Source organism: Pseudomonas baltica (genome assembly GCF_014235765.1).
GTDB classification, from domain to species: Bacteria; Pseudomonadota; Gammaproteobacteria; order Pseudomonadales; family Pseudomonadaceae; genus Aquipseudomonas; species Aquipseudomonas baltica.
The window spans coordinates 199,250-220,879 of record NZ_JACMYH010000003.1; the positions used below are offsets into that span (position 1 = coordinate 199,250).

The 21,630-nt window shown below is 63.9% G+C and carries 22 protein-coding genes; 9 read left to right on the forward strand and 13 right to left on the reverse strand.

Annotated elements, in window-relative coordinates:
• Positions 1-19: 19 nt before the first annotated feature.
• A complete protein-coding gene (gene gmk, locus H7993_RS13310) occupies positions 20-640 on the reverse strand; it encodes a guanylate kinase (RefSeq protein WP_122479967.1) in 621 nt (206 codons plus the stop codon).
• Between the two features lie 12 nt (positions 641-652).
• Positions 653-1,516 (reverse strand): YicC/YloC family endoribonuclease, encoded by an 864-nt coding sequence (locus tag H7993_RS13315; protein WP_122479966.1) that lies wholly within the window; start codon positions 1,514-1,516, stop codon positions 653-655.
• Positions 1,517-1,765: 249 nt separating this feature from the next.
• Here H7993_RS13315 and rph point away from each other — a divergent pair, with 249 nt between their 5' ends.
• Positions 1,766-2,488: a ribonuclease PH gene (gene rph / locus H7993_RS13320; RefSeq protein WP_122479965.1), complete on the forward strand. Its 723-nt coding sequence runs from the start codon at positions 1,766-1,768 to the stop codon at positions 2,486-2,488.
• Positions 2,489-2,643: 155 nt separating this feature from the next.
• On the opposite strand, the gene H7993_RS13325 is transcribed toward rph, so the two are convergent.
• Positions 2,644-3,423 carry an exodeoxyribonuclease III gene (locus H7993_RS13325; protein ID WP_043192186.1) on the reverse strand — a complete coding sequence of 260 codons (780 nt, stop codon included), beginning with the start codon at positions 3,421-3,423 and terminating at the stop codon, positions 2,644-2,646.
• An 82-nt stretch (positions 3,424-3,505) separates the two neighbouring features.
• On the opposite strand from H7993_RS13325, the gene pyrE reads away from it, so the two are divergent.
• Positions 3,506-4,147 (forward strand): orotate phosphoribosyltransferase, encoded by a 642-nt coding sequence (gene pyrE, locus H7993_RS13330; RefSeq protein ID WP_122479964.1) that lies wholly within the window; start codon positions 3,506-3,508, stop codon positions 4,145-4,147.
• A 79-nt stretch (positions 4,148-4,226) separates the two neighbouring features.
• Positions 4,227-4,751 carry a DUF4124 domain-containing protein gene (locus H7993_RS13335; RefSeq protein ID WP_425312017.1) on the forward strand — a complete coding sequence of 175 codons (525 nt, stop codon included), beginning with the start codon at positions 4,227-4,229 and terminating at the stop codon, positions 4,749-4,751.
• A 487-nt stretch (positions 4,752-5,238) separates the two neighbouring features.
• Here the strand turns inward: H7993_RS13335 and argB are convergent, their stop codons facing one another.
• The 4 genes from argB to coaBC all read right to left on the reverse strand — a co-directional run bounded on the left by argB (position 5,239) and on the right by coaBC (position 10,424).
• A complete protein-coding gene (gene argB, locus H7993_RS13340) occupies positions 5,239-6,144 on the reverse strand; it encodes an acetylglutamate kinase (protein ID WP_043192190.1) in 906 nt (301 codons plus the stop codon).
• Between the two features lie 24 nt (positions 6,145-6,168).
• Positions 6,169-7,593 (reverse strand): phosphomannomutase/phosphoglucomutase, encoded by a 1,425-nt coding sequence (locus tag H7993_RS20760; RefSeq protein ID WP_244647059.1) that lies wholly within the window; start codon positions 7,591-7,593, stop codon positions 6,169-6,171.
• A 1,158-nt stretch (positions 7,594-8,751) separates the two neighbouring features.
• Entirely contained in the window at positions 8,752-9,207 is a 456-nt protein-coding gene (gene dut / locus H7993_RS13350) for a dUTP diphosphatase (RefSeq protein WP_122479962.1), read from the reverse strand.
• A gap of 8 nt (positions 9,208-9,215) precedes the next feature.
• On the reverse strand, positions 9,216-10,424 hold the full coding sequence (gene coaBC, locus H7993_RS13355) for a bifunctional phosphopantothenoylcysteine decarboxylase/phosphopantothenate--cysteine ligase CoaBC (protein WP_122479961.1): 1,209 nt from the start codon (positions 10,422-10,424) through the stop codon (positions 9,216-9,218).
• Positions 10,425-10,558: 134 nt separating this feature from the next.
• Here coaBC and radC point away from each other — a divergent pair, with 134 nt between their 5' ends.
• A complete protein-coding gene (gene radC / locus H7993_RS13360; protein ID WP_122479960.1) occupies positions 10,559-11,233 on the forward strand; it encodes a RadC family protein in 675 nt (224 codons plus the stop codon).
• 16 nt (positions 11,234-11,249) lie between these two features.
• On the opposite strand, the gene H7993_RS13365 is transcribed toward radC, so the two are convergent.
• Entirely contained in the window at positions 11,250-12,839 is a 1,590-nt protein-coding gene (locus H7993_RS13365; RefSeq protein WP_185794667.1) for an ABC transporter substrate-binding protein, read from the reverse strand.
• A 372-nt stretch (positions 12,840-13,211) separates the two neighbouring features.
• On the opposite strand from H7993_RS13365, the gene rpmB reads away from it, so the two are divergent.
• Positions 13,212-13,448: a 50S ribosomal protein L28 gene (rpmB, locus tag H7993_RS13370; protein ID WP_122479958.1), complete on the forward strand. Its 237-nt coding sequence runs from the start codon at positions 13,212-13,214 to the stop codon at positions 13,446-13,448.
• A gap of 12 nt (positions 13,449-13,460) precedes the next feature.
• Entirely contained in the window at positions 13,461-13,616 is a 156-nt protein-coding gene (gene rpmG / locus H7993_RS13375; RefSeq protein ID WP_022960960.1) for a 50S ribosomal protein L33, read from the forward strand.
• A gap of 144 nt (positions 13,617-13,760) precedes the next feature.
• On the opposite strand, the gene H7993_RS13380 is transcribed toward rpmG, so the two are convergent.
• Complete coding sequence (locus tag H7993_RS13380) at positions 13,761-14,123, reverse strand: cupin domain-containing protein (protein ID WP_122479957.1); 363 nt, start codon at positions 14,121-14,123, stop codon at positions 13,761-13,763.
• A 163-nt stretch (positions 14,124-14,286) separates the two neighbouring features.
• On the opposite strand from H7993_RS13380, the gene H7993_RS13385 reads away from it, so the two are divergent.
• The gene (locus tag H7993_RS13385; RefSeq protein WP_122479956.1) at positions 14,287-15,780 is read left to right on the forward strand and encodes an aldehyde dehydrogenase; all 1,494 of its coding nucleotides are present in this window, start codon (positions 14,287-14,289) and stop codon (positions 15,778-15,780) included.
• A gap of 24 nt (positions 15,781-15,804) precedes the next feature.
• Here H7993_RS13385 and H7993_RS13390 read toward each other — a convergent pair whose 3' ends face one another.
• Both H7993_RS13390 and H7993_RS13395 read right to left on the reverse strand, forming a co-directional pair.
• A complete protein-coding gene (locus tag H7993_RS13390) occupies positions 15,805-17,367 on the reverse strand; it encodes a phospholipase D family protein (protein WP_185794668.1) in 1,563 nt (520 codons plus the stop codon).
• A gap of 43 nt (positions 17,368-17,410) precedes the next feature.
• Positions 17,411-18,850, reverse strand: coding sequence for an aminotransferase-like domain-containing protein (locus H7993_RS13395; RefSeq protein WP_185794669.1), 1,440 nt, complete (start codon positions 18,848-18,850; stop codon positions 17,411-17,413).
• 165 nt (positions 18,851-19,015) lie between these two features.
• Between H7993_RS13395 and H7993_RS13400 the strand changes: the two genes are divergently transcribed.
• Positions 19,016-19,252, forward strand: a complete 237-nt coding sequence (locus H7993_RS13400) for a DUF1127 domain-containing protein (protein WP_122479953.1) — start codon at positions 19,016-19,018, stop codon at positions 19,250-19,252.
• Positions 19,253-19,288: 36 nt separating this feature from the next.
• On the opposite strand, the gene H7993_RS13405 is transcribed toward H7993_RS13400, so the two are convergent.
• Complete coding sequence (locus H7993_RS13405) at positions 19,289-20,581, reverse strand: NAD(P)/FAD-dependent oxidoreductase (RefSeq protein WP_185794670.1); 1,293 nt, start codon at positions 20,579-20,581, stop codon at positions 19,289-19,291.
• 110 nt (positions 20,582-20,691) lie between these two features.
• Between H7993_RS13405 and H7993_RS13410 the strand changes: the two genes are divergently transcribed.
• A complete protein-coding gene (locus H7993_RS13410; protein WP_122479951.1) occupies positions 20,692-21,045 on the forward strand; it encodes a YkgJ family cysteine cluster protein in 354 nt (117 codons plus the stop codon).
• A gap of 12 nt (positions 21,046-21,057) precedes the next feature.
• Here H7993_RS13410 and H7993_RS13415 read toward each other — a convergent pair whose 3' ends face one another.
• Positions 21,058-21,546 carry an Lrp/AsnC ligand binding domain-containing protein gene (locus tag H7993_RS13415; RefSeq protein WP_043192202.1) on the reverse strand — a complete coding sequence of 163 codons (489 nt, stop codon included), beginning with the start codon at positions 21,544-21,546 and terminating at the stop codon, positions 21,058-21,060.
• Positions 21,547-21,630 lie beyond the last annotated feature (84 nt).

A 21,630-nucleotide genomic window follows, 5' to 3' on the forward strand; every position in this document is an offset into this window, starting at 1 on the left:
GTTTAGGGAAGCTTTGTTTTCAGGCAAGCAGCTCGGCCAGCAAATTGCCGTGCCTTTGCTGCTGCGCCTGCTGCTGGAGGCGGTTGGCGCGAAACACCGCTTTCAGGTCTTCCAGGGCCGAGGCGAAGTCGTCGTTGATGATCAGGTAATCGTATTCCACATAGTGGCTCATCTCGCTGACCGCTTCGCGCATGCGCGTCTCGATGATCTCGTCGCTGTCGGTGCCGCGGTTGGTCAGGCGCTGGCGCAGCGCCAGTTGCGAAGGCGGCAGAATGAAGATCGAGCGCGCCCCTGGCATCAGCCGACGCACCTGCTCGGCGCCTTGCCAGTCGATTTCCAGGATCAGGTCGTGGCCTTCGTCGAGCGTCTGCTGCAGGTGGCTCTGGGACGTACCGTAGAGGTTGCCGAACACTTCGGCCTGCTCCAGGAAATCGCCATGGCCGATCATGTCTATGAAGGTTTCGCGGTCGACGAAGTGGTAGTTCACGCCGCAGGCTTCGCCTGGCCGCATGGCGCGGGTGGTGTGCGAGACCGAGACGCGAATGGACGGCTGGGCGTCGATCAGGGCCTTGACCAGGCTGGTCTTGCCAGCGCCCGAAGGGGCCGAAACGATGTACAGGGTGCCGGTGCTGTGGTTCATGACGGGTTGGCCTTACTCAATGTTCTGCACTTGTTCACGCATCTGCTCGATCAACACCTTGAGGTTGACGGCAGCCTGCGTACTACGTGGGTCGAAGGCTTTGGAGCCCAGGGTGTTGGCTTCGCGGTTGAGTTCCTGCATGAGGAAATCCAGGCGTCGGCCGGCGGCGCCGCCGGCCTTGAGCACGCGACGCACTTCGGTAACGTGGGTGGCGAGGCGATCGAGCTCTTCGGCCACGTCGCTTTTCTGCGCCAACAGGACCATTTCCTGCTCCAGGCGCTGCGGATCGAGTTCGACCTGCAGGTCGGCGCAGCGATCGAGGATCTTCTGCCGTTGCGTGCTGAGCATCTGCGGTACCAGGCTGCGCAGGGTGGCGACCTCGCTGCTCATGGCATCGAGCCGGTCGTTGATCAGTCGGGCCAGTTCGGCGCCTTCGCGCACGCGGCCATGCTTCAGCTCGGCCAGCGCCTGAGCGAACAATTCGTTGGCCGCCGTGCTCAAGGCCTGCGGATCGCTGGCATCGGCCACCAGCACGCCAGGCCAGGCCAGCACTTCCAGCGGGTTGAGTGGCGCAGGCTGCTTGATCAAGCCGGCGATGGTCTCGGCGGCGGCTATCAGTTGGGTGGCGCGTTCACGATCGACCTGCAGGGGCTGGCCGCCGGTTTCCTCGGTGTAGCGCAGGGTGCATTCGACCTTGCCGCGCGAGAGGCCCTGGCGCAGAGCTTCGCGCACCGAGCCTTCGAGGTCGCGCAGGGCCTCGGGCAGGCGCAGGTGCGGTTCCAGGTAGCGGTGATTGACCGAGCGCAGCTCCCAGCTCAGGGTGCCCTGGGCCGCGGCGCGTTCGCAGCGGGCGAAGGCGGTCATGCTGTGCACCATGGGGGGGAAACCTCGCAGGCGGTGGAGGATGAATCGAGGCGCAGGATTGTAGCGCAACCTGGCGCTGGCTCCCAATGCTGCCTTGTCCATCCCCGCATGGCATTGCACACACTGTGGCCGCGGGGCGGGCGGTGAGCCCTGTGCCGGCGCAGAGGCCATCTGCAATGTCCCGCTCAGACCCCGCGCGGGCAATTCGTGGTCGGACGCCCTATAATGCCCGCCAGATTTGAGTCCAGTACAGGTATCCCGATGAAACGTCCAAGTGGTCGCGCCGCCGATCAGCTCCGCTCGATCCGCATCACTCGCAACTACACCAAGCACGCCGAAGGGTCGGTGCTGGTAGAGTTCGGCGACACCAAGGTGATCTGCACCGTCAGCGTCGAAAACGGCGTTCCGCGCTTCCTCAAAGGCCAGGGCCAAGGCTGGCTGACCGCCGAATACGGCATGCTGCCACGCGCCACCGGCGACCGTAACCAGCGTGAGGCGAGCCGTGGCAAGCAAGGCGGTCGCACCCTGGAAATCCAGCGCCTGATCGGCCGTTCGCTGCGCGCAGCGCTCGACATGAGCAAGCTGGGCGACATCACCCTCTACGTCGATTGCGATGTGATCCAGGCTGATGGCGGTACCCGTACCGCGTCCATTACCGGTGCCATGGTGGCGTTGGTCGATGCCTTGAAAATGGTCAAGAAGCGCGGCGGCCTGAAAGGCGGCGATCCGCTCAAGCAGATGATCGCTGCAGTATCGGTGGGCATGTATCAGGGCGAGCCGGTCCTGGACCTGGACTACCTGGAAGACTCCGCCGCCGAGACCGACCTCAACGTGGTGATGACCAGCACCGGTGGTTTCATCGAAGTGCAGGGCACCGCCGAAGGCGCGCCGTTCCAGCCCGCCGAGCTGAACGCCATGCTGGCGCTGGCTCAGCACGGCATGGAAGAAATCTTCGCCTTGCAGAAAGTCGCCCTGGGCGAGTGATGCAAACCTCTGTGGGGGGGGCAGGCTCTCTCCAGGGGCGAGCTTTTCATAGCAACGGGCCTTTTGTGGAAGAGGGCCTTTTGTGGTGTTTCAAGCTCTGCAAGAAGCAAACAAAAAAGCCGACCTCGAAGGGTCGGCTTTTTTGTGCCTGGCGATCAGATCGTCAGGGTCCAGTCGTAGTCCACGATCAGTGGCGCATGCTGGGAAAAACGCGGCTGGCGCGGCAGGCGCGCGCTGCGCACGAAACGGCGCAGGCCAGGTGTGAGCAGCTGGTAGTCGAAGCGCCAGCCCAGGTTGAGCATCTCGGCCTGTTCGTTGTCGGGCCACCAGCTGTACTGGTCGCCTTCGCGGCTGACTTCGCGCAGTGCGTCGACGTAACCCATGTTGCCGACGATTTCGTCCATCCAAGCGCGCTCGGGTGCCAGGAAGCCCGGCGACTGCTGGCTGTCGCGCCAGTTCTTGATGTCGAGTTTCTGTTGCGCTACATACAGCGAGCCACAGTAGATGTATTCGCGACGCTTGCGCCGTTGCTTGTCCAGGTACTTGCCGAAGTCGTCCATGAGCTTGAACTTCTGGTTCAAGTCTTCATCGCCGTTCATGCCCGAAGGCAACAGCAGGGTGGCAATACTGAGCTTGTCGAAATCTGCCTGCAGATAACGCCCGTAGCGGTCGGCTGTCTCGAAACCCAGCCCACTGATGACCGCCTTGGGTTGCAACCGCGAGTACAGCGCCACGCCGCCTTGGGCGGGCACTTCGGCATCGCATGCATAAAGGAAGTAGCCGTCCAGTTGGAAGGCGGCGTCGTCCAGTTCAAAGGCGGAAGCACGGGTGTCCTGCAAGCAGATGACGTCGGCATTCTGGGCCTGCAGCCAACTGAGCAACCCGCGCTCGACTGCCGCCTGAATACCATTGACGTTCACACTGATGATCCGCATACATGGCCCCAAAAATCTTGTGCGTGTATGATACCCGAGCTCTACCTAATTAGCTAAATCCGTGGTATCCGGGACTTTTTCGATGCAGGCCTATCAGCGCGACTTCATTCGTTTTGCCATTGATCGAGGCGTTCTGCGTTTCGGCGAATTCACCCTGAAATCAGGGCGTACCAGCCCTTATTTCTTCAATGCCGGCCTGTTCAATACCGGCGCCGCACTGGCCGAACTGGCGCGCTATTATGCCGCAGCCATCGTTGACAGCGGCATTGCCTTCGACGTGTTGTTCGGCCCTGCCTACAAGGGTATTCCCCTGGCGGCCGCCACTTCCGTGCAACTGGCCGAAAGGCACCAGCTGGACGTGCCCTGGTGCTTCAATCGCAAGGAAGCCAAGGCGCACGGTGAAGGTGGCAGCCTGGTCGGCTCGCCGTTGGCCGGCAACGTGCTGATCATCGACGACGTGATCACCGCCGGTACGGCCATCCGTGAAGTGATGCAGATCATCCAGCAGCAGGGTGCCACTGCCGCTGGGGTCATGATCGCCTTGAATCGCCAGGAGCGTGGCAACGGCGAGCTGTCGGCCATCCAGGAGGTGGAGCGTGACTTCGCCGTACCGGTGGTCAGCATCGTTTCGCTGAACCAGGTGCTGGAATTTCTCGCCGACGATGCGCAGCTCAAGCAGCATCTGCCGGCGGTCGAAGCCTACCGTGCGCAATACGGTATCTGAGCACGTGCGTCTGCACCTGGCGGTGGCGGCGATCAGCCTGCTGCCGGTGCTGGCGGCAACGGCGGCCGAGGCGCCGGGCATGCTGCTCTATCGCTACGTCGATAGCCGCGGCGTGACCGTGCTGGATCGCCAGGGCGTGCCCCCGGAGTACGTGGGCAAGGGTTACCAGGTGCTCAACCAGACCGGTCGGGTGGTGCAGACGGTGCCGCCTGCACCCACGGCCGAGGAACTGCGTCTCAAGCAGCAGGCCGATGTGCAGGCGCAGGCCGATGCGCAGCTGCTCGAGCGCTATCCATCGGTAGAAGAGCTGGACAAGGCCTGTGCCCGTCGCCGGGCGGAAATCGATGCGCTGATTGCCGTGGCCACGGCGAACGTGAAGACTTTGCAGGGTCAGCAGGCGACATTGCAGGGGCAGGCTGCCGCCCAGGAACGTGCAGGTCAGGAGGTGTCGACGTCGATGCTCGACCAGCTGCGTGATGTGCACGCTCAAGTCGCCGAGCTGCAAACCCGCATCGCCAGGCTGCAGCAATCGCGCAGCGAAGCCGACGCCGGCTTTGCGCAGCAGCGAACCCAACTGGTCAAACTTCTCGAAAATCCCCTGTAGCAGCGGCGCAAGCCGCGTCGGGCCTTACCGCGTTCTGCCTGATGCACCGCATTCACCGCCGACGCGGCTCGCGCCGCTGCTACAGGGGAGCATTCATCGCCGACGCGGCTCGCGCCGCTGCTACAGGGGAGCATTCATCGCCGACGCGGCTCGCGCCGCTGCTACAGGGGAGCATTCACCGCCGACGCGGCTTGCGCCGCTGCTACGGGGGGGCATTTACCGCCGACGCGGCTCGCGCCGCTGCTACAGGGGAGCATTCATCGCCGACGCGGCTCGCGCCGCTGCTACAGGGGAGCATTCATCGCCGACGCGGCTTGCGCCGCTGCTACGGGGGGCATTTACCGCCGACGCGGCTTGCGCCGCTGCTACAGGGATCGTTTGCGGGCGACGCGGCTTGTGCTGCTGTTACAGGGGGTCGGGAATTCTGTAGCAGCGGCGCGAGCCGCGTCGGCGATCGCTGCGGTGCGTCTGGCGCACCGCTGTCGGATCAACCGATTTTCTTGTTGCTGATCAGGGTACCGACACCGCTGTCGGTGAAGATTTCCAGCAACACGGCGTTGGGAACGCGGCCGTCGATGATGTGCGAGGTGGTCACGCCGCCCTGGACCGCTTCCAGTGCGCAGCGGATCTTGGGCAGCATGCCGCCATAGATGGTGCCGTCAGCGATCAGACCGGCGACCTGCTCGGTGGTCAGGCCGGTCAGTACATTGCCTTCCTTGTCCATCAAGCCGGCGATGTTGGTCAGCAGCATCAGCTTCTCGGCCTTGAGCGCCTCGGCCACCTTGCCCGCCACCAGATCGGCGTTGATGTTGTAGGACTCACCGTCCGGGCCGACGCCGATGGGCGCGATCACCGGAATGAAATCGCCGTTGACCAGCATGTTCAGCAGATCGGTGTTCACCCCGGTCACTTCCCCGACGTGGCCGATGTCGATGATTTCCGGCTTGGTCATTTCAGGCGTCTGGCGAGTCACCGTGAGCTTGCGCGCGCGGATCAGCTCGGCGTCCTTGCCGGTCAGGCCGATGGCGCTGCCGCCGTGGCGGTTGATCAGGTTGACGATGTCCTTGTTGACCTGGCCACCCAGCACCATCTCCACCACGTCCATGGTCTGCGCATCGGTAACCCGCATGCCGTCGACGAAATGGCTCTCGATGGACAGGCGCTTGAGCAGGTCGCCGATCTGCGGCCCGCCACCGTGCACCACCACCGGGTTGATGCCGACAGCCTTCATCAGCACGATGTCACGGGCGAAACCGGTCTTGAGCTCTTCGCTCTCCATCGCGTTGCCGCCGTACTTGATCACCAGGGTCTTGCCGACGAAGCGGCGGATATAGGGCAGCGCTTCGGACAATACCTTGGCGACGTTGGTGGCGGCATCACGTTCGAGGGTCATGCGGGGCTCCAGTGAAACAAGTGGTCAGAACGGTAGGTGCAGGTCAGGTGCGACTTTCAACAGCTGGGTACGGAAGACGCCCTGGATTCGTTCGAGTTCCTCGGCGTCTTCGGCTTCGAAGCGTGTCACCAGCACCGGCGTGGTGTTGGAGGCACGGACCAGGCCCCAGCCTCTAGGGTAGTCCACGCGCACGCCATCGATGGTGGTGAGCTGCGCGTCGCCCCACTGGGCGCTTTGGTGCAAGGCGTCGATGAGGCTGAATTTGCTGTCTTCGGTCACCGGGATATTCAGTTCGGGCGTGGACACGTCGTCGGCGAATGCAGCGAACACCTCTTCGGCGCTGAGGTTTTCCCGGCTGAGGATTTCCAGCAGTCGCGCGGCGCTGTAGATGCCGTCGTCGAAGCCGAACCAGCGCTCCTTGAAGAAGATGTGCCCGCTCATTTCCCCGGCTACCAGCGCGCCAGTGCGCTTCATCTCTTTCTTGATCAGGGAATGCCCCGTCTTCCACATCACCGGACGCCCGCCGTGCTCCTTGATCAGAGGGCCCAGGCGGCGCGTGCACTTGACGTCGTAGATCACGTCGGCACCGGGATTGCGCGACAGCACATCGCGCGCGAACAGCATCAGCAGGCGGTCGGGATGGATGATGCGACCGGTGTTGGTCACAACGCCCACACGGTCGGCGTCGCCATCGAAGGCCAGGCCCAGGTCGGCGCCGCTTTCGTCCACCTTGGCGATCAGTGCCTGCAGGTTGGCGGCCTTGCTCGGGTCCGGGTGGTGGTTGGGGAAATGCCCGTCGACCTCGCAGAACAGCGGGATGACCTCGCACCCCAGGGCCTGGATCAGTTCCGGGGCTACCACCGCGCCGGCGCCGTTGCCGCAGTCGACCACCACCTTGAGTCGACGGGTGAGCACGATGTCATCGCGGATCTGCGCGACATAGCGCGGCAGGATGTCCACCTGTTCGACACTGCCCTGGCCCTGGCTGAGGTCGTTGTGCAGCAGGCGCTGGTGCAATGCCAGGATCTGTTCGTTGGCCAGCGTGTCGCCGGCGATCACCACCTTGAAGCCGTTGTAGTCAGGCGGGTTGTGGCTGCCGGTGAGCATCACCCCGGAACGTCCGGTCAGCACGTGGTTGGCATAGTACAGCGCCGGGGTCGGCACCAGGCCCACGTCGCTGACGTGGCAGCCGGCGTCTACCAGCCCCTGGATCAGCGGCTGCACCAATTCGGGCCCGGACAGGCGTCCGTCCCGGCCGACATTGACGTTGGCCTCGCCCATGGCCAGGCTTTGCGCACCGACGGCGCGGCCGACCCAGTAGGCCGTGTCGGCATTCAGGGTACTGCCGACGATGCCGCGGATGTCATAGGCGCGAAAGATCCCGTGGGGCAGTGCCGGTGGCAGGGTGCCCGGGTCGGGGTCAGGTTCCGCCGCGTCGACTTCGAGCATGTCGGTGTCCTGAAAGATCGGATTGGTCCAATTGTCCGCAGCAGGCGCTGGCGCAGCGGCAGTGCCGTCGGTGGGTTGCGCGCTGCCTTCACGCAGCGACAGCCGCGCCAGGCCCTGTGCCAGGCCGTTGAGTGGCGCCAGGCTGAGGCCGAACGCCTTGACCGCCTTGCCGCCGGACAACTCGTCGAGCAACTGCTCGAGTTGCCGCGCATCGGCCTCGATGCGCGCATACAGCTGGCGCTGGGCGAGACGCACCGCCAGCGCCGCGCAGCCAATGGCAATTGCCGCCGCCAGCATCATCAGGCCCAGCGAACTCCAGGCGAAGGGCGGCTGGAACAACGGCCCCGGGCTGAATTCCAGGCGCCAGTTGGGGTTGGAGGTCGCATACGGATAGCGTGTGGCAGACGGGTTGCTGCCTTGCTCGACCAGCAGTTGCGATGGGCTGCCCAGTACGCTTTGCTGCAGGCGCAACTGGCCGAACTCGGCGTCGGGTAATGCCAGCGCCTTGACCAGTGGCTGCATGTCGAACCCCAGCAGCAGTGTGCCCAGCACGGGTGACTGCGGGCCTTGCTGGACGGCCGCGACGGTGTAGATCCACCAGCGTCCGTTGACCTTGTAGGCTTCAGGCGGGGTGGCAACACCGCGTTCGGCGCGGCTGAGCATGTCCAGTACGGCAAAATTGATCGGGGCCGCGCCCTGCTGGTCGACCCTGGCCTGTCCCGGCAGGTTCAGGCGCACGCCTTGCAGGCCGTCGATCAACGGCACTGCACTGGCGGCCTGGGCGATACCTGCGGGGTCCTGGCTGGCCAGCGCGGCCATGAGTGCAGGTGAATGGGCCAGGGCGGCCGCCTGGCCGGCCTGACGCGCGATCGCAGCGTCCAGACCCGCGGTGAAAGGCGCGGCGGCACTCGCCTCGGCGTTCTGGAAAGCGCGGCCGGCCAGCGGTGCAACCACCAGAAACCAGATCAGCAGCAGGGCGGCAAGCACCCCGGCAATGGCGAGCAGCAACGCCTGGTTGCCGGCGTTGGGCCGTGCGTTCGAGGCCTGGCCGTGCTCGGCCGTCTTGGCATTGCGAGGAAATCCTTTCACCTGTCATCTCCGCATTGAACGCGTTGGAACGGCATGGTCTCGCCACGGCCGCCTGCTCTGCATGGCCGTTTACTGGGTGCCGGAGTGACCGAAACCGCCGGTCCCGCGCTGGCTTTCGTCGAAGCTTTCGACCAGCTCGAAATGGGCTTGCACCACCGGCACCAATACCAGCTGGGCGATGCGCTCGCCCACTGTCAGGGTGAACTCGGTGTGGCCACGGTTCCAGCACGAAACCATCAGTTCGCCCTGGTAATCGGAGTCGATCAGGCCGACCAGATTACCCAGCACGATGCCATGCTTGTGGCCCAGGCCCGAGCGCGGCAGGATCAGCGCCGCCAGGGCCGGATCACCGATGTAGATCGACAGGCCGGTAGGAATCAGCAAGGTCTGCCCAGGTGCCAGCAGTGTGTCTTGCTGCAACATGGCGCGCAGGTCCAGGCCGGCGGAGCCGGGTGTGGCGTAGTGCGGCAGCGGGAAGTCCCGGCCCAGGCGTGGGTCGAGGATTTTGGCTTGAAGGGCGTGCATGAATGTCGTTAAACCTGATCGAGGCGCTTGGCGATGAAGGAAACCAGCTGGCGGGCGATCTTGCCCTTGCTGGTCTGGGCGAAAGCAGTGGTCTGCAGCTGGCGGTCGATCACGCTGCAGGCGTTTTCTTCGCTGTTGAAACCGATGCTGGGGTTGGCGACGTCGTTGGCCACGATCAAATCCAGGTTCTTGTCCTGGAGCTTGCGCGCGGCATAGTCGAGCAGGTGTTCGGTTTCGGCGGCGAAGCCGACGCTGAATGGGCGGTCGGCGCGGCCGGCGATGGTCGCCAGGATGTCTGGGTTGCGCACCATCTGCAGCAACAGGCCGTCACCGCTGGCCGGGTCTTTCTTGAGCTTCTGCGCGGCCACCACTTCGGGGCGGTAGTCGGCCACGGCGGCGGAGGCGATGAACACGTCGCAGGGCATGCCGGCTTCGCAGGCAGCGAGCATGTCGCGTGCGCTGACCACATCGATGCGCGTCACGCGGTCGGGCGTGGGCAGGTGCACCGGGCCACAGATCAAGGTGACGCGAGCGCCGGCCTCGACGGCCGCTTCGGCCAGGGCAAAGCCCATCTTGCCGGAGCTGTGGTTGGTGATGTAGCGCACCGGATCGATGTTTTCCTGGGTCGGGCCGGCGGTGATCAGCACGTGCTTGCCGGTCAAGGCCAGGTGCTCGAAGCAGTCGGCCGCGCACAGCGCAAGCTCGGTGGCTTCGAGCATGCGGCCCAGGCCGATGTCGCCACAGGCCTGGCTGCCCGCAGCCGGGCCGAAGACTTTCAGGCCACGGCTGCGCAGCAGGTGCAGGTTGTCCTGGGTGGCCGGATCGCGCCACATGGCCTGGTTCATGGCCGGCGCGATGGCCACGGTGGCATCGGTAGCCAGTACCAGCGTGGTCAGCAGGTCGTTGGCCATGCCCTGCGCCAGGCGCGCCATCAGGTCGGCAGTGGCGGGGGCGATGAGCACCAGGTCGGCCCATTTGGCCAGCTCGATATGGCCCATGGCGGCTTCGGCCGCAGGGTCCAGCAGGTCCATGTGTACCGGGTGGCCGGAAAGCGCCTGCAGCGTCAGCGGCGTGATGAACTCGCTGCCGCCCTTGGTCATTACCACGCGTACTTCGGCACCCTGCTCCAGAAGCCTACGTACCAGCTCGGCGCTCTTGTAGGCGGCAATGCCGCCGCCGACGCCCAGAATGATGCGTTTTCGATACAGCCGCTGCATAGGCCTGCCTTTATCATCTGGTAATAACACCACGGTGAAACCGCCTCCCGGGGCCGGGTCGCCGTGCAAAAAGTTGCGCTAAGATAGCACAGCGCTCGCTATGGAACAGCGAGGCTCACAGACAGGGAGTGGGGATGAGTATTCGCGATTGGCCCGAGGCCGAGCGGCCACGTGAGCGCCTGCTGGCGCATGGTCCGGGCAGTCTTTCCGATGGCGAGCTGCTGGCGATATTCCTGCGTACCGGCGTGGCCGGGCACAGCGCCGTGGACGTGGCGCGCAACCTGCTGATCCGCTTCGGCGGCCTGCGGGCCCTGCTCGAGGCCGACCAGAAAACCTTCAGCCAGCACTTCGGCATGGGACCTGCCAAATACGCCCAGCTGCAGGCCTCCATCGAGATGAACCGCCGCTACATGGCCGAGCGGCTGAACCGCGGACCGGCCATGGAAGATCCCGAGTCGGTGCGCCGCTACCTCAAGGCCAAGCTGCGCCATGAGCGCCAGGAAGTGTTCGGTTGCCTGTTCCTGGACACCAAGCACCAGCCGTTGGGTTTCGAGGTGTTGTTTCGCGGCACCATCGACAGCGCGGCGGTGTATCCGCGCGAAGTGGTCAAGCGGGCCATAGCCATGAACGCCGCGGCGCTGATCCTGACGCACAATCACCCTTCAGGAAACCCGACCCCGAGCCAGGCCGACCGCGCGCTGACCCAGCGCCTCAAGGAATCGCTGGCGCTGGTCGACGTGCGCGTGCTCGATCACATCATCATCGGCGAAGGCGAGCCGCTGTCGATGGTCGAGCATGGCTGGATGTGAGTGGCCTCGCTGGGTCCTATTTACCCACAGACACCTTGGAAAAGTCCTGCCGGCCGAACGGGCTGACGGTGTAGCCCTCGACGCCCTTGCGGGCCAGCACGGCCGCCGTCGGGTGTGCCAGTGGCAGCCACAGCGCCTGCTGCTGGATCTGCATCTGGGCCTGGTGGTACAGCTTGCTGCGTTGGGCCTGGTCGGTCACCGCCTTGCCATCACTGATCAGCTTGTCCAGGGTCTTGTCGCAATAGCGCGCGAAGTTGGTCCCGGACTGTACCGCCGCGCAGGAAAACTGCGGCGTCAGGAAGTTGTCCGGATCACCGTTGTCGCCAGCCCAGCCCATGAACAACAGGTCATGCTCACCGGCCTTGGCACGGCGGATCAGCTCGCCCCATTCGATCACGCGGATCTCGGCCTTGATGCCGACCTTGGCCAGGTCCGCCTGCAGCAGCTGCGCCCCCAGGCTGGGGTTGGGGTTGAGCAGGCTGCCCGATGGGCGGGTCCAGATGGTGGTGCTGAAGCCGTCCTTCAGGCCGGCCTTGGCCAGCAATTCACGCGCCTTGGCGGTGTCCTGCCGGTAACCCGGCAGGTCCCGCGCATAGCTCCAGGTATTGGGCGGGTAGGGCCCATTGGCCGCCTCCGCAGTGCCCTCGAACACGGCCTTGAGGTAGCTGTCCTTGTCGAACGCCAGGTTGATCGCCTGGCGCACTTCAGGCTTGTCCAGCGGCGGGTGCTGGCTGTTGATGGCCAAGAACGCGGTCATGAAGGCCTCGGTCTTGATCACCTGAAGGCTCTTGTCGTCGGCGGCTGCGGCAATGTCCAGCGGCTTGGGCGAGAGGGTCAGTTGGCACTCGTTGCGCCGCAGCTTCTGCAGGCGCACGTTGGCGTCCGGGGTGATGGCGAACAGCAGCGGGTCGACCGCAGGTTTGCCGGCGAAGTAGTCCGGGTTGGCCTTGTAGCGCACCACGGCGTCCTTCTCGAAGCGTACGAAGATGAACGGACCGCTGCCGATCGGCTGGCTGTTGAGTTTTTCCGGAGTACCGGCCTGCATCAGTTGCTCGGCGTATTGCGCCGAATAGATCGAGGCGAAGCCCATGCTCAAGGTCGCCAGGAACGTCGCATCGGGATGATCCAGGGTAAACCGGACGGTCAGCGGATCAGGCGCCTCGATCTTCTTGATCAGACTCGGCAGCTGCATCGACTGGGCGTGCGGAAAGCCGCTCTGCGCGACCTTGTGCCAGGGGTTGGCCGGGTCGAGCATGCGCTGGAAGCTGAACAGCACGTCCTGCGCATTCAGCTCGCGGTCGGGCTTGAAGTACGAGGTGCCGTGGAACTTGACGCCGGGGTGCAGCTTGAACGTATAGCTCAGGCCATCGGCCGATACGGCCCAGCTGTCCGCCAGGCTGGGAACCACCTTGCCGGCTTTGGCATCGAACTCCACCAGGCGGTTCATCAGCACGTCGGCCGACGCGTTGGTGGTGGTCAGTGAATTGTACTGGACCACGTCGAAGCCTTCGGGGCTGGCCTCGGTACAGACTGTCAGCGGCGCGGCATGAACCAGCGCAGAGGCAAACAGGGGAGCAAGCAAGAACGGCAAAGTCGCAAGACGCATGGTGTGTTCCTTGGCGTGTCGAGGGCCCATCTGCCTATGCAGTCTGGAGAAAAGTCCTACCCTAGAGATGTCCGGCAGCGTTGACTATCCCTAAATCGTTTTTTTGCGCGACGAGTGGTCGTGCCGCAGCACGCCCGCCACTGCTGCGCGTGAGCCAGTAGCTGTGTTGCGCGACACATTGATTGTGCATCTGCAGTTGTTGCGCCCAAGGCTTTCTGGTATAAAGCAGCGCTCTTTTCTAGGGCCCTGTTCCTCTGCCTTTACGGTGAGGTGGGTAAGACCCTGAAGAAACGCGGCGCCGTGCGCCAAATGACTGAAAGATAAGCGGCCAACCCATGCCGGGTTGGGCATGTGGTTTTAGAGGGCTGAGGCATGTCGAGAGTCTGTCAAGTTACCGGTAAGGGTCCGGTGACTGGGAATAACATTTCCCACGCAAACAACAAAACCCGTCGTCGTTTCCTGCCGAACCTGCAGCATCACCGCTTCTGGGTTGAAGAAGAGAAACGTTTTGTGCGTCTGCGCGTATCCGCCAAGGGCATGCGTATCATCGACAAGCGTGGCATCACTGTCGTGCTGGCCGAAATCCGTCGCGATGGCGGCAAGGTTTAAGGGAGCTTTATCATGCGTGAATTGATTCGTTTGATCTCGAGCGCCGGTACTGGTCACTTCTACACTACCGACAAGAACAAGCGTACTACTCCGGACAAGATCGAGATCAAGAAATTTGATCCGGTTGTTCGCAAGCACGTGATGTACAAGGAAGGCAAAATCAAGTAATTGATTTTGGCGACCAGAAAAAGGCCCGTATCGAAAGATGCGGGCCTTTTTTTTGGTGTGAATTCTGGATCGCGGGGGTGCTTTCGCGGGTAGAACCCGCTCCCACAGGTGCACTCGCTCTTACAGGGGGTGTGTGGAGCAGCCTCAATCCTTGGCTTCGAACACCACGTAGATCTTGCGGCAGGCTTCCAGTACTTCCCAAGTGCCACTGAAACCGGCGGGGATCACGAAGCGGTCGCCGGCGCGCAGCGTCTTGCCGTTGCCCTGGCTGTCGCGCAACACGGAGACGCCCTGCACGATTTCGCAGTATTCATGCTCGGTATAGTTGACTGTCCATTGCCCTACCTGGCCTTCCCATACTCCCGCGTTCATCTGCCCGCAGGGGCTCTGGTAGTGGTTGAACAGTGTCTGTTCGGGGTCGCCGCCAAGGATCTTCTCGGGCGCAGGCCGGTAGCGTTCCGGGGCGACGCTGTGTTGAGCAAAATCGACGATGCTGGTGATGTTCATGCAGGAAACCCCTCGCTTGTTGGATAAAACGCACATCCGTGGGCCTCTGTGCGCCAAGTGTCAAATATATTGAAAAGCGTCACACCGGTGGTTTAGGGTGGTTCGATGTCACCCCGTCCAGCCTTGCACGGCCGGGCTTTGCATTCAATCACAGGAGATCCGTATGACCACTCTGACTCGCGCTGACTGGGAACAACGTGCCCAGCAGCTGAAGATCGAAGGGCGCGCGTTCATCGACGGCGAATACACCGACGCCGTGTCGGGCCAGACCTTCGAATGCGTAAGCCCCGTCGATGGCCGGCTGTTGGCCCAGGTAGCCAGCTGCGACGCTGCCGATGCCCAGCGAGCGGTCGAGAATGCCCGCGCCACGTTCGACTCCGGCGTCTGGGCCAAGGCGGCACCGGCCAAGCGCAAAGCCACCCTGATTCGTTTCGCCAGCCTGCTGCGGGAAAATGCCGAAGAGCTCGCGCTTCTGGAAACATTGGACATGGGCAAGCCGATCAGCGATTCGCTGAACATCGACGTGCCTGGTTCGGCCAATGCCCTGGCCTGGAGCGGCGAGGCCATCGACAAGGTCTACGACGAAGTCGCCCCGACCCCGCACGATCAGCTCGGCCTGGTCACCCGCGAAGCCGTGGGCGTGGTCGCCGCAGTGGTACCGTGGAACTTCCCGCTGATGATGGCCTGCTGGAAGCTGGGGCCGGCCCTGGCCACGGGCAACTCGGTGATTCTCAAGCCTTCGGAAAAATCTCCGCTGACGGCCATTCGCATCGCCCAGCTGGCGATCGAGGCAGGCATTCCCAAAGGTGTGCTCAACGTGCTCCCGGGCCACGGCCACACGGTGGGCAAGGCGCTGGCCCTGCACATGGACGTGGACACCGTGGTGTTCACCGGCTCGACCAGGATCGCCAAGCAACTGATGATCTACGCTGGCGAGTCGAACATGAAGCGCGTCTGGCTGGAAGCAGGTGGCAAGAGCCCCAACATCGTGTTCGCCGATGCGCCGGACCTGCAGGCCGCGGCCGATTCGGCAGCCAGTGCCATTGCCTTCAACCAAGGCGAAGTCTGTACGGCCGGTTCACGCCTGCTGGTGGAACGTTCGGTCAAGGAGCGCTTTCTGCCGATGGTGGTCGAGGCGCTCAAGGGTTGGAAACCCGGCAACCCGCTGGACCCGGCGACCAACGTCGGTGCGCTGGTGGACACCCAGCAGATGAACACCGTGCTGTCGTACATTGCGGCCGGTCAGGAAGGCGGCGCAACGCTGCTGGTGGGCGGCAAGCGCATCCTCGAGGAAACCGGCGGCACTTACGTAGAACCGACCATTTTCGATGGCGTGACCAATGCCATGAAGATCGCCCAGGAAGAGATTTTCGGGCCGGTATTGTCGGTGCTTACCTTCGATACTGCCGAGGAGGCCGTGCGCATCGCCAACGACAGCGCCTATGGCCTGGCCGCCGCGGTATGGACGGCGGACATCTCCAAGGCGCACCTGACGGCCAAGGCGTTGCGTGCCGGCAGCGTGTGGGTCAATCAGTACGATGGTGGCGACATGACCGCGCCGTTCGGTGGTTTCAAGCAGTCGGGCAACGGCCGTGACAAGTCGCTGCACGCGTTCGACAAATACACCGAACTGAAGGCCACTTGGATCAAGCTCTGATCCATCCACAGTGGGGCTGGGGAATCAAAGCATCTTTTCCAGCCCCACTGCCTCGCTGAACCATGCGTTCAGCCTTCGCCACCAGTCACCCGGTTCGCGATGCAGGGTATGCATCTGCTGGTGGTCCTCGGTATCCCATACCACCTGGCCATTTTCCAGGCGCACCTGGTAGCTGCGCGCAGGCGACATGCCCTCATGGGCCAGGTGGCGCATCTGCGCTGCCAGTTCCGGGCTGTCGACCAGCACTCCGACCTCGGTATTCCACAGCACCGAACGCGGATCGAAATTGAACGAGCCGATGAAGGATTTGCGCGCATCGAAGATCATCGCCTTGCTGTGCAGGCTGGAATCGGAACTGCCGGTGAAACTCAGGGACACGTCGCCATCGTCACCTGGCTGGCGACGCAGTTCGAACAGCTTCACGCCATGTTCGAGCAACGCCTTGCGGTAGGGCACGTACCCGCCGTGTACTGCGGGCACATCGGTGGCTTCCAGTGAATTGGTCAACAGGCTGACGTCGACCCCGGCGTCGGCGCGCCCGGTGAGGTAGTCGCGGCCAGCCTCGCCCGGTACGAAATAGGCAGAGATCAACATCAGTTCATGCTTGACCCGGGTCAGCTCAGGCGCGAGCTGGGTGGTCAGCAGCAGGTGCGGATCGGGCTCGCCGCGGGCCAGCACCTTGGTTGGTGCATCCCACAGCGCCTGGCCCCAGGCCCAGATCAGTTGCTGCCGCCAGATGTCCATCTGTGGCGCGCTCTGATAGGTCATCAGGCGTTCGTAGAGGACATGGTGCTGGCGTCTGGATTCAAGCAGCGACTGCTCCAGGCGCACGCGCGTGGATGCCAGGTGCCTGGCCGTGGGAACGGTGAACAGAAAGTTGGCGATCGGCTGGCTCAGCGCACTGTTCCAGTACTGATCGAAGCTGTAGCCCAGTTGCTGGGCCACCGGCCCGAAGCTGAGCAGGTCGATGTCGGTGAAGTTCATGTCCGGCTCGGCGTCGAAGTATTCGTCGCCCAGGTTGCGCCCGCCGACGATGGCCACGCTGTTGTCGGCCAGCCACAGTTTGTTGTGCATGCGCCGGTGTTGCCGGGACAGTTGCAGCAGGCGGCCCACTGCACGCGTGGCGCCGGTGGATCGGCCCAGGTGCGTCGGGTTGAACAGGCGGATCTGGATGTTCTGATGCGCGGCCAGGGTGGCGATGGTCTTGTCCAGGCCATCGCTGGTGGTGTCGTCCAGCAGGATGCGCACGCGCACGCCGCGGTCGGCGGCCTTGAGCAGCTCGTTGACCAGCGCCCGGGTACTGAAACCGTCGTGGACGATGTAGTACTGCAGGTCGAGGCTGCCCTGCGCGTTGCGGATCAATTCGGCGCGTGCGCGAAACGCCTCATCGCTGCTCGACAACAGGCGGAACCCCGACTGTCCGTGGTGGGCCTGTACCTGAGCCTGCACCGACCTGCCGAAGGCCGATTGTTCGGCCGGTAACATTTCGCTGTAGTCCCGCGGCGCGTTCACGCTGGCGCAGCCTTGCAGGGCCAGGATCAAGGTCAACAGCAGCGGTAACAGCCTGGGGCAGGGCAAAGCGATCATCCTTGGCAGAGGGGGAGGCGTGCAGTTCGACCCTGGCAGGCCGTCAAAGGTCGGCATCGGGGTGTGGATTTTCCACCAGCAGTTGCCGTGCGCAGCTGCCCACCGCGCGCACCGCGGCCTCTATCTGCGGCGTGGGCTTGCTGGCGAAGTTCATGCGCAGGCAATTACGGTATTTGCCCGACGCCGAAAAAATGCTGCCCACGGCGATCTGCACCCCCTGGTCGAGCAGCAGGCGGTTGAGCTTGAGGGTATCGAAGCCGTCGGGCAATTCGACCCACAGCATGAACCCGCCTTGCGGGCGGCTGCAGCGGGTGCCGGCGGGAAAGTAACGAGTGACCCAGTCGATCATCAGGTCGCGGCTGCGCTGATACTGGGTGCGCATGCGCCGCAGATGCGGTTCGTAGTGGCCGCCCTTGATGAACTCGGCGATGGCCAGCTGCGGCTGTGTCGATGTCGACCCGGTGCCGATGTACTTCATGTGCAGCACCCGTTCCAGGTAGCGGCCCGGGGCGACGAAACCGATCCGCAGACCCGGCGCCAGGGTCTTGGAGAACGAACTGCACAACAGCACCCGGCCGTCTTCGTCGAACGACTTGATCGTGCGCGGACGTGGGTAGCTGAAGGCCAGGTCGCCATACACATCGTCCTCGATGATCGCCACGTCGAAGCGCTGGGCGAGCGTCAGCAGCGCGCGCTTGCGGGCTTCGGGCATGACGTAGCCCAATGGGTTGTTGCAGTTGGGCGTCAGCTGTATGGCCTTGATCGGCCACTGTTCCAATGCCAGCTCAAGTGCCTGCAGGCTGATGCCGGTCAGCGGGTCGGTGGGGATTTCCAGGGCCTTCATGCCCAGGCCCTTGAGCGTCTGCATGGCGCCGAAGAAGCTCGGCGAGTCCACGGCGACGATATCGCCGGGTTCGCAGATGGCGCGCACGCTGGCCGACAGCGCCTCGTGGCAGCCAGTGGTGACTACCAGTTCGCCAATGCTCAACTGGCAACCGGCGTCCACCAGCAACCGGGCGATCTGCTCGCGCAAGGCCTGGGTGCCATACAGCGAATCATAGTACAGGCCCGGCATGGCCTGGTGCCGGCTCAGACGGGCCAGCTCGCGCAGCAGGGGGCGCAGGGTCGGGCTGCTGACATCGGGCATGCCACGGCCCAGTTGCACCACGTCATCACGCGGCGCGGCGCGCATCAGTTCGACCACCTGGTCCCACTGCGAGATTTCCACCGGACGTTGCATGGGCCGGCCTACCGCTGGCAGCGCCGGCAGCTCACGGGCGGTGGGCACGAAATAGCCGGATTTGGGCCGCGGTGCCGCCAAGCCGTGGTCTTCGAGCTGGCGATAGGCTTGCTGCACGGTGCTCAGGCTGACGCCGTGCTCGATGCTCAGGGCGCGCACCGAGGGCAGTCGATCGCCGGGGCGATAGAGGCCCTGTTCGATGCGCTGAGTGAGCAGCTGGGCGAGGTTCATGTACAGGGTCATAGGGTCGCTCGCGCGGGTAACCATACAGATGCGCCCAAAATACAGCATTCAGACCGGTAGGTCAGCTGACTGTATGGAAAACATAAGCCCTTTTTGAATCTGTATGAGATGCCCTCGGCTGCGGCACCATGGCCTTGCTGTCCAAACACTTCAAGGAGAACGGCCATGAATGGCTTGACCGATGTACGTCTGCTGCTGCGCACCGAAGAATTGCTGGAAGAGCCGAGGCTGCGCCCCTGCGCCGAGCGCGCACCGGCAGACCTGGGACGTTGGGCGCTGATGCTGCATCGCCTGCGCACACGGCCAGCCTTGCTGGAACTGGACAAGGACCAGTTGCGCGATATCGGCCTGGATGCGCAGCAGGCGCGTAGCGAAGGCTTGAAGCCGTTCTGGCGCCTGTAGTCGTGCGAGTTCCTGGCGGCTGCAGCGTTCGCAGCGCTAGCCCAGTTCCTTGAACCGGTGCCAGAGCATGCCCAGCGCCAGCAGCGGCGAGCGCAGGTAGCGACCGCCGGGAAAGGTCATGTGCGGCACCTTGGCGAACAGGTCGAAGCCACGGCTGGCCTGGCCGCTGATGGCCTCGCCAAGCAGCTTGCCGGCCAGGTGGGTAACGTTCAGGCCGTGCCCGGAGTAAGCCTGGGCATAGAACACGTTGGGCTGTTCCTTGAGCCGGCCGATCTGCGGCAAACGGTTGGCGCCGATGCCGATCATGCCGCCCCACTGATAGTCGATGCGCACATCCGCCAGTTGCGGGAACACCTCGAGCATTTTGGGCCGCATGTACTGGGCGATATCCTTCGGGTCACGCCCTGAATAGTGACAGGCACCGCCGAACAGCAAGCGCCGATCGGCAGACAATCGGTAGTAGTCGACCGTCACGCGCTGGTCGCACACCGCCGTGTTGCGCGGCAGCAACTGCCGCGCCTGCTCGGCATCCAGCGGCTCGGTGGCGATGATATAGCTGCCTGCAGGCAGCACCTTGCCGCTCAGCTGTGGGTTGAGATCGTTCAGGTAGGCATTGCAGCCCAGCACCAGGTAGCGTGCCCGTACCTGGCCCTGAGCGCTGTGCACGCGCACCTGCGGGCCATACTCGATGCGGGTCACCCGCGAGTGCTCGAAAAGCTGCACGCCGAGCTGCCGCGCCACCTCGGCTTCGCCCAAGGCCAGGTTCAGCGGATGCAGGTGGCCGGAGCCCATGTCGACCAGGCCGCCGTGGTAGCGATCCGACCCGACCACGCTGCGCATGTCCTGCGCTTCGACGATCTGCAACTCATGCGCGTAGCCCAGGCTGCGCAGCGCCTCGGCTTCTTCCATGAAGCCCTGCAACTGGGCCGGTTTGTTGGCCAGGTCACAGTAGCCCCAGGTCAGGTCGCACTCGATACGATGCTGGTCGATGCGCCGGCGCACGATTTCGACCGCTTCCAGCCCCATCAGGGTCAGGTCGCGCACACCGTCGTCGCCGATGACCTTGCGGAACTGCTCCAGGCCGTGGCCGACCCCACGAATCAATTGCCCGCCGTTGCGCCCACTGGCGCCCCAGCCGATCTGGTGGGCTTCGAGCAGCGCGACGCTGAGCCCGCGCTGAGCCAGCTCGATCGCGGTATTGAGCCCGGAGAAACCGCCACCCACCACGCAGACGTCGACGCTGACCTCACCCAGCAGGGGCGGGTATACCGGCTGCCGGTGCAGGCTGGCGGCGTAGTACGAAGCGGCGTGCTCGGTGTGAGCATTCATGGATAGGGTCCTGATGGCAGTGTGTGGAAAACCTGACGCAGCATAAGCCGGGGTTTCCCATGGCGGCAACCGCGCGGCACAATGGCGCCTTGCCCACCAGGTGACCCGTCATGAGCTGCAACAGCCACAAGCTCCGCTTTCTTCGCGAGCAGATTCCCTCGTTCGAATGCGTGCCGGGCTGCCACGACTGCTGCGGTCCGGTGACCACATCGTCCGAGGAAATGGCCCGGCTGCCGCGCAAGACGGCCGCCGAGCAGGAGGCCGCGATGGCCCGCCTCGACTGTGTGCACCTGGGGCCGCAGGGATGCACGGTGTACGAGGAGCGCCCGCTGATCTGCCGGCTGTTCGGGACCACGCCGACATTGCCGTGCCCCAACGGACGGCGCCCCACCGAGCTGATCGACCCTGCCGTGGAACATCAGGTGCACAAGCTGATCGCCAGTACGCGTCAGGTGCTGGTCTGAAGCGTCTGTGGATCAGTCCGGCACCGGCAGGTTCAGGCTCTCCTTCACTTCTTCCATGACGATGTAGCTCTTGGATTCGCGCACGTGGGGCAGTTTCAGCAGGATATCGCCCAGTAGCTTGCGGTAGGACGCCATCTCCGAGATACGTGCCTTGACCAGGTAGTCGAAGTCACCCGACACCAGATGGCATTCCAGCACATGGGGCAGCTTGAGCACGGCGCGGCGAAACTCTTCGAAGGTGTCGCCCGACTTGTAGTCCAGGCTGATCTCGACGAACACCAGCAGGCTGCCGCGCAGATGCTGCGGATTGAGCCGGGCGTAATAGCCCATGATGATGCCTTCGCGCTCCAGGCGGCGGACTCGCTCGGTACACGGTGTGGTCGACAGGCCGACCTTCTCGCCCAGTTCGGTGAACGACATGCGCCCGTCGGCCTGCAGGATGCGCAGGATGTTGCGGTCGATCTTGTCGAGTTCGCGTTTGCTCTGGTGCTGGGTACGCACAGGCGATGCCCCTCCGTTAAAGCGCTGATGGCCGAGAATTGTCGCCAAATATAGCCTTGCATACAGTGAAAAGCACTGGCTGGA

What these genes read in the sequence shown, in the direction of transcription:
- gmk (WP_122479967.1), bottom strand. Translation starts at nt 640, where the DNA reads ATGAACCACAGCACCGGCACCCTGTACATCGTTTCGGCCCCTTCGGGC.
- H7993_RS13315 (WP_122479966.1), bottom strand. Translation starts at nt 1,516, where the DNA reads ATGGTGCACAGCATGACCGCCTTCGCCCGCTGCGAACGCGCCGCGGCC.
- rph (WP_122479965.1), top strand. Translation starts at nt 1,766, where the DNA reads ATGAAACGTCCAAGTGGTCGCGCCGCCGATCAGCTCCGCTCGATCCGC.
- H7993_RS13325 (WP_043192186.1), bottom strand. Translation starts at nt 3,423, where the DNA reads ATGCGGATCATCAGTGTGAACGTCAATGGTATTCAGGCGGCAGTCGAG.
- pyrE (WP_122479964.1), top strand. Translation starts at nt 3,506, where the DNA reads ATGCAGGCCTATCAGCGCGACTTCATTCGTTTTGCCATTGATCGAGGC.
- H7993_RS13335 (WP_425312017.1), top strand. Translation starts at nt 4,227, where the DNA reads ATGCTGCTCTATCGCTACGTCGATAGCCGCGGCGTGACCGTGCTGGAT.
- argB (WP_043192190.1), bottom strand. Translation starts at nt 6,144, where the DNA reads ATGACCCTCGAACGTGATGCCGCCACCAACGTCGCCAAGGTATTGTCC.
- H7993_RS20760 (WP_244647059.1), bottom strand. Translation starts at nt 7,593, where the DNA reads ATGCTCGAAGTCGACGCGGCGGAACCTGACCCCGACCCGGGCACCCTG.
- dut (WP_122479962.1), bottom strand. Translation starts at nt 9,207, where the DNA reads ATGCACGCCCTTCAAGCCAAAATCCTCGACCCACGCCTGGGCCGGGAC.
- coaBC (WP_122479961.1), bottom strand. Translation starts at nt 10,424, where the DNA reads ATGCAGCGGCTGTATCGAAAACGCATCATTCTGGGCGTCGGCGGCGGC.
- radC (WP_122479960.1), top strand. Translation starts at nt 10,559, where the DNA reads ATGAGTATTCGCGATTGGCCCGAGGCCGAGCGGCCACGTGAGCGCCTG.
- H7993_RS13365 (WP_185794667.1), bottom strand. Translation starts at nt 12,839, where the DNA reads ATGCGTCTTGCGACTTTGCCGTTCTTGCTTGCTCCCCTGTTTGCCTCT.
- rpmB (WP_122479958.1), top strand. Translation starts at nt 13,212, where the DNA reads ATGTCGAGAGTCTGTCAAGTTACCGGTAAGGGTCCGGTGACTGGGAAT.
- rpmG (WP_022960960.1), top strand. Translation starts at nt 13,461, where the DNA reads ATGCGTGAATTGATTCGTTTGATCTCGAGCGCCGGTACTGGTCACTTC.
- H7993_RS13380 (WP_122479957.1), bottom strand. Translation starts at nt 14,123, where the DNA reads ATGAACATCACCAGCATCGTCGATTTTGCTCAACACAGCGTCGCCCCG.
- H7993_RS13385 (WP_122479956.1), top strand. Translation starts at nt 14,287, where the DNA reads ATGACCACTCTGACTCGCGCTGACTGGGAACAACGTGCCCAGCAGCTG.
- H7993_RS13390 (WP_185794668.1), bottom strand. Translation starts at nt 17,367, where the DNA reads ATGATCGCTTTGCCCTGCCCCAGGCTGTTACCGCTGCTGTTGACCTTG.
- H7993_RS13395 (WP_185794669.1), bottom strand. Translation starts at nt 18,850, where the DNA reads ATGACCCTGTACATGAACCTCGCCCAGCTGCTCACTCAGCGCATCGAA.
- H7993_RS13400 (WP_122479953.1), top strand. Translation starts at nt 19,016, where the DNA reads ATGAATGGCTTGACCGATGTACGTCTGCTGCTGCGCACCGAAGAATTG.
- H7993_RS13405 (WP_185794670.1), bottom strand. Translation starts at nt 20,581, where the DNA reads ATGAATGCTCACACCGAGCACGCCGCTTCGTACTACGCCGCCAGCCTG.
- H7993_RS13410 (WP_122479951.1), top strand. Translation starts at nt 20,692, where the DNA reads ATGAGCTGCAACAGCCACAAGCTCCGCTTTCTTCGCGAGCAGATTCCC.